The organism is Rhodococcus olei (assembly GCF_039540555.1).
In the GTDB taxonomy this organism is placed as follows: Bacteria; Actinomycetota; Actinomycetes; order Mycobacteriales; family Mycobacteriaceae; genus Rhodococcus_G; species Rhodococcus_G olei.
Window position 1 is genome coordinate 1 of the sequence record NZ_BAABFB010000031.1, and the last position, 5,054, is coordinate 5,054.

At 66.8% G+C, this 5,054-nt stretch carries 3 protein-coding genes; 2 read left to right on the plus strand and 1 reads right to left on the minus strand.

Annotated features, from left to right (window positions below; all coding sequences use genetic code 11):
• Window positions 1–468: 468 nt before the first annotated feature.
• Entirely contained in the window at window positions 469–2,943 is a 2,475-nt protein-coding gene (locus ABD951_RS10860) for a bifunctional lysylphosphatidylglycerol flippase/synthetase MprF (protein WP_345344574.1), read from the minus strand.
• A gap of 969 nt (window positions 2,944–3,912) precedes the next feature.
• Between ABD951_RS10860 and ABD951_RS10865 the strand changes: the two genes are divergently transcribed.
• On the plus strand, window positions 3,913–4,233 hold the full coding sequence (locus ABD951_RS10865; RefSeq protein WP_345344575.1) for a hypothetical protein: 321 nt from the start codon (window positions 3,913–3,915) through the stop codon (window positions 4,231–4,233).
• A 203-nt stretch (window positions 4,234–4,436) separates the two neighbouring features.
• On the plus strand, window positions 4,437–4,565 hold the full coding sequence (locus tag ABD951_RS10870) for a hypothetical protein (protein ID WP_345344576.1): 129 nt from the start codon (window positions 4,437–4,439) through the stop codon (window positions 4,563–4,565).
• Window positions 4,566–5,054 lie beyond the last annotated feature (489 nt).

The window sequence follows — 5,054 nt, forward strand, 5'->3', positions numbered from 1 at the left end:
ACTTCCTCGGTGCAGGCATGATGCCGATCCTTCCGGGTCATCAGCCTCCAAGAAACCCGGGGCGAATCAGACGGCATGGGAGCGAGTAAAGATATCCAATCTTTTTGCGCCACAACGGCCGCGATCCGTATGCGCCTATGCGGGACGTAATCACCGTTAGCGGCGGGCCGCGAACACGACGCGATCTTCGCACCCGATTCGAAGTCCACCACTCCACGGGGCGCTATCGGACTCGGTAGGCCTGTCAGCTCCCGGAGTCGGTCGAACACGCTTTGCAAGCTTCCGGGCAAGCGCGGAAGTTGTTCTTCTCGAGGATCTCGATCGAGCAGGGCATGTACCCCTCGACCGCGGCGGGGCAGAGTTCTGCGCCGATGGTGGGCAGGCTGTTGAAGGAGGACGGGTTCAGCCTGCAGGGACGGCCAAGACGCTCGCGCTGGGAGTTTTCCGCACGAACGGTGTCCTCCGAGTTCAACCGATGCGCAACAACTTCCGTGCGACGTGTAGCTGTTGGCGGAGTGAGGATTCGGACAGGTATGCACGCGACACGGCGTTGGCGATGCTCGGCAGCGCGGCGAGATCGGGGAAGACGAGGTAGAGGGGGACGTACCTCGGTTGAAACTTGGACTTGAATGCCAGCAGGGAGCGGAATCCGTAGACCGGTTCGAGTGCGCGTCCGACTGCGTCGAGGACCCACTCGAGTGCCGCGTCGACGCGGCTGTCCTGCCCGGGTGCACTCCCGTCCGCGGGGTTCTGTGTCACCCTGGCGAGAGGAGCGCCGGACAGGCTGAGGAATCTGGCTCCCTCCTCTTTGAAGAGCAGCGCGGCCGAGGCGATCAGGAATTCGATGCTCGGCTTGAACCCGTTCGATCGGCGTCGCATCACGTCCAGAGTCCATCCCACGGGCTGTCCGCATTCGTAGACCGGCAGCCACGAGGTCACCGCGTGCACGGTGCGGTCGTCGTCGATCGCGATCAGAGCGCGCACCTCGGGATCGGAAATCTCCGTCAGCCCGCCGAGCGTGAAGCCCATCTCCGGCAGCCCCCGCTGCGCGATCCATTCCTTCGAGATCGCGGTGATCTGGTCGACGATGACCCGTGGTGCCGTGGCCAGGGAAACCCACTCCGCGTGCACGCTGCTCTTCTTCGCCGCGTTGATCGCGGTCCGGATGTCCTGGAACTTCTTGCCGGAGAAGCTCAGTTCGTCGAGCTCGAGGATGGTGTTCTCGGCGATGTGGACGGCACTCCAGCCGATCCGGTGTGCCGTTTCGGCGACTCGTGGGGAGGCGGAATAGAAGCACGGGGTCCACCCGTTGTGGGTGCAGAACTCGGCGAACTCTCTCATGTTGTGCTGCAGGGAGGCCGGCGGACCCACCGGGTCTCCTGTGGTCAGCGCGATGCCGGCGACCACGCGATATCCGACGAAGCTGGCACCGTCGGCGGCGAACCAGTAGCGGTTGCCCGACCAGGTCGTCATCCAGGACAGTGGGCTGCTCCCGTTGTGATGCACGAGGTTCCGGGCCCGGGTGCGTGCCCCCACGGACTCGACGTCGGGTGGGGTGAGGAAGGCCGACAGCAACACGAAGCCGACCACGGTCCAGAAGAACACGCCGATCCAGTCGTACACGATCGTCGCGGGGACGGATGTGGGCAGGTATCCGGGCGTGGCGAATTGGAGGAACACCGGAGGGACCAGACGCTGCGGGAACGAGAGCAGTAGCTCGGCGGCACTGGGGGGCCGGTCGAAACCGCCTCGCATCGCCGCACCCGAAATGACGTAGACAGCGGCCAGGACGACGAGGGTGGCGATGGCCGAGCGCACCGTTCGTCGGTGGGCGATTCTCGGTGTCGCGACGGTGAACAGCCTCGAGGTCGCCAGCAGGACCAGCACGACCACCAGCATCGCCGTGAACGGGAGCAGCTCGAGAGCCAGGCTCAGTGGGGTGCGAACGATCTGACCGGGGTGGCCGAGGTGGGAGTGGTGGAGGTATCTGACCGTGGTGACGCTGACGCCGAGTACCAGCAGTGCTGACGTCATGAACAACGCCGTCGACCAGGCGAGTCGGCGGCCGCGCCGAAGGCCGTCGCTGAGCACCAGCATCAGTACGGTCGGCATCACCATCAGCATCGTCGCGCCGGCTCCGGACAGTTGTAGGTCCCGGAGGCCGTGGCGGCATTCGAGGGCAAGGCCCGGCGTCGCGCACAGCGCCCGAACCTGGGTGGCGTCGACCCCGGGGCTGGTGAAGAGGTTGCGCAGGGCGGAGAGTGGGCCGACGGCCGATGGTGAGATCGCCGCCAGCAGCGGGCCGACCACGCTCGCGGCGACGACGATTGCGACCAGGACGCGTTTCTCACGCATTGTCGGGCTCGGCGATACTGGGTCCCCCGAGCGTCGCAGTAGTTGCGGGCCGAGGATGAGGCCGGCGACTCCCGCGCAGAGCCTGATCAGATCGTCGAGTTGACCGCCGAAGAGGGCGAGGGTGGCGAGCAGGGCGAACACGCCGAGCCGGACTCGGCGCCGCCACAGGGTGGGCATCGCCGCGCTTGCGGCGGTCACGACGCCGACCAGCCAGAGTCCGGGGCCGATCGCGACGGTGTGTTGAAGGTGTGCGCCCCATGCTGTGTGCAGCGGCGCGATCAGGGCAACCAGTCCCAACGCCGTTGCGGTTCCGCATATCCCGGTGGCGACCGCGGCGAGAACGAATCGGGTGGATCCGATGGTGCGCTCGATCGGGACCGCGACGGCAAGGATGGTGGCGGTGGCCAGCAAGTGACCTCCCGCGCCGGGGGTGAAGAACCCGGCGGTGAGCACGGTCCACAGGTGACCGTCCTCGACGGCGCGCAACCCGATGCCGATCCTGCCCGTGAGGTCGTGGTCGGGGCCGTTGAGGAGGCTGCCGGTCAGCAATGCGACGACCCAGATGGACAGTGCGATCGCAATGCTCACCGGGGTTCGCGAGATTCCGGTTCGGATCAGCCCGGTCAGGCGGGTTGCCGCGCTGGGCACGGCGGCCTGGTTCGGCACCGGACTCGGCCCTGTCGAGGTCATGCCGCGAGCCCTGATCTGTGCGTCAGCCGTCCCGACGGGTCGGCCGGTTCGATCACCCACACGCACAGCTCGTGACCGCCGGGTGGGTGCACGCAGCGCGGGTCCATTCCCGCGGCCCGGGCCGCTCGACGAGCCGTGACGGCCGCCGGTCCGCAGTCGGAATCTCTTCTGCCGGTGACACACACCCCGTGGTGGCACGACAGCGCAGCTGCCTCGTCCAGGTGCGTCGGTTCGATCCGCGTCGCCCCCGCCGAAGGCCTTTGCCACCCACGAGGCGGCGACTGCCGAGGGTGGGGCCTCCTGCCCGGACAGATCGTCCGACAGCCAGACGGACCGACGGGGACCGAGGCCCGACATGGTCCGGGGTGGTTCACGCGGTGTCCTTGTCTTCCTCTGTCACACCCATGTGGTGGCGAAGCGGCGCCAAGCCCGTGGCTCCGGCGCGGTTGGCGTGTCCAGCGGTATCAGTAAAATGTGATGGACATCACAACCGTATATCGTTAGTCATACGTTCTACATCACGGATGTGAGCCGATGCCACTTGGGTGATCGTCCAGTTCCCGCAGGTACGGCCGCTTTCGGCACTGTTGGCCGACTCCCGATCTCGGCCGGCTGAGTGTGTGGCGACCATGTTCGCTTGGTTCCCGACGCCTCGGCTGGTCCCATCACCACGCCCGGACGACGGCCACACGAGCCAGAAGACAGGTATATCCCCGGGTGTTTCCACCGATGCCCGCAGCCCTGCGGTCGCGAAGCATGTGACCTACCGCACACCACACACCATGGTTCCGACGCTCCGACACCGGCTCACAGTCACGAGTCGGACCGGAACCGCTCGCGGCGACATCAGGGAAGGTGCCCGCACCGATGAAGGCAGAACTGCCCACCTGTGGCGACTACGTCACCGCAACGTTCTCCCGTGATTTCGTCGCGGAGGGATGCGATCACGACTCGGTCGAACGCATCCATCGCGGTGATGTCGACGAGTGGATTCGTGCACTGGCCCAGTCGGGTCTGTTCACCGACCGCACCGTCGCGCACGCCTGGCAGCACAAGCCGCATTCCCTGCTCGAGGCCCTCCTCTCGGACGCCGACGAGGTGACCGTCAAACGCTACGAGGTCGCCTGGCAAGCCCTGGACCGCGCCGCCCGTTTCGGTTACGCCGCGCTCGCCGACGAGTACGCGTAACCGCTGACACGACCCCACGGTCGAGACAGGACAACCCCGCCCGACCGCAGCGGAGTCGTGCCCGACGCGGCACGCGCTCCGTGCACCAGGCAGGTGCACGCCGAATGCCGAAGCCCTGCCGGTCCTCGCCTCGCCTCCACAGGCAGTCGAGACACCACAGACCACGGCACCGAGCCGATGGAAATCGAACAAAGGAAGAGAAAATGGGTTCCTCTCAGGCAGACCTCGCCATGATCAAGAAGATTCAACCGGTCGTCAGCGGCTTCGGCACCGTCATCGGCGGTGTGGGTGCGGCACTCGGCCTGATCGGCGCGCTGGCCGCCTTCAGCTGACCGGCGCTGCACCCCCGGGGGACATCCCTTGGTTCTGTGACCAGGATGGCGTCCACGAGACGACTATGGCGCCGTCGATCGCCGTCGCAGCAACCGATCGTGCGTGCACATCGAGCCCGACACTCGTACGGTCTGTGAACGCCGGGGCCTCCCACCGTGGAGAGGACCGAGCGGGCGGCCCCTGCCCGGTAACCCCGAACATGGGTGAGAGGCCCCGGGCCCGCGGCTGCGATGTCCTCACGGGCTCGCCGGGTGACGCCATCGCGCCCGGAGTCGACGCCGAACCCCCGAACGGAATGTCCGCCCGGGACCGGCACGTCTGGCGGGCAGGCATGGCAACCGAATCGTGGTGACAGCGACCTTGTGTCGACCGCTGCGCTGCGGTGGTTTCTGCCCCGTCGATTCGGCGTATCACCAGTAAGAGCGCATCTGAATACTCCGGTCGGGTCAGGCGGTGCGGGCGAGACGGCGCGACATGGTGGCGATCAT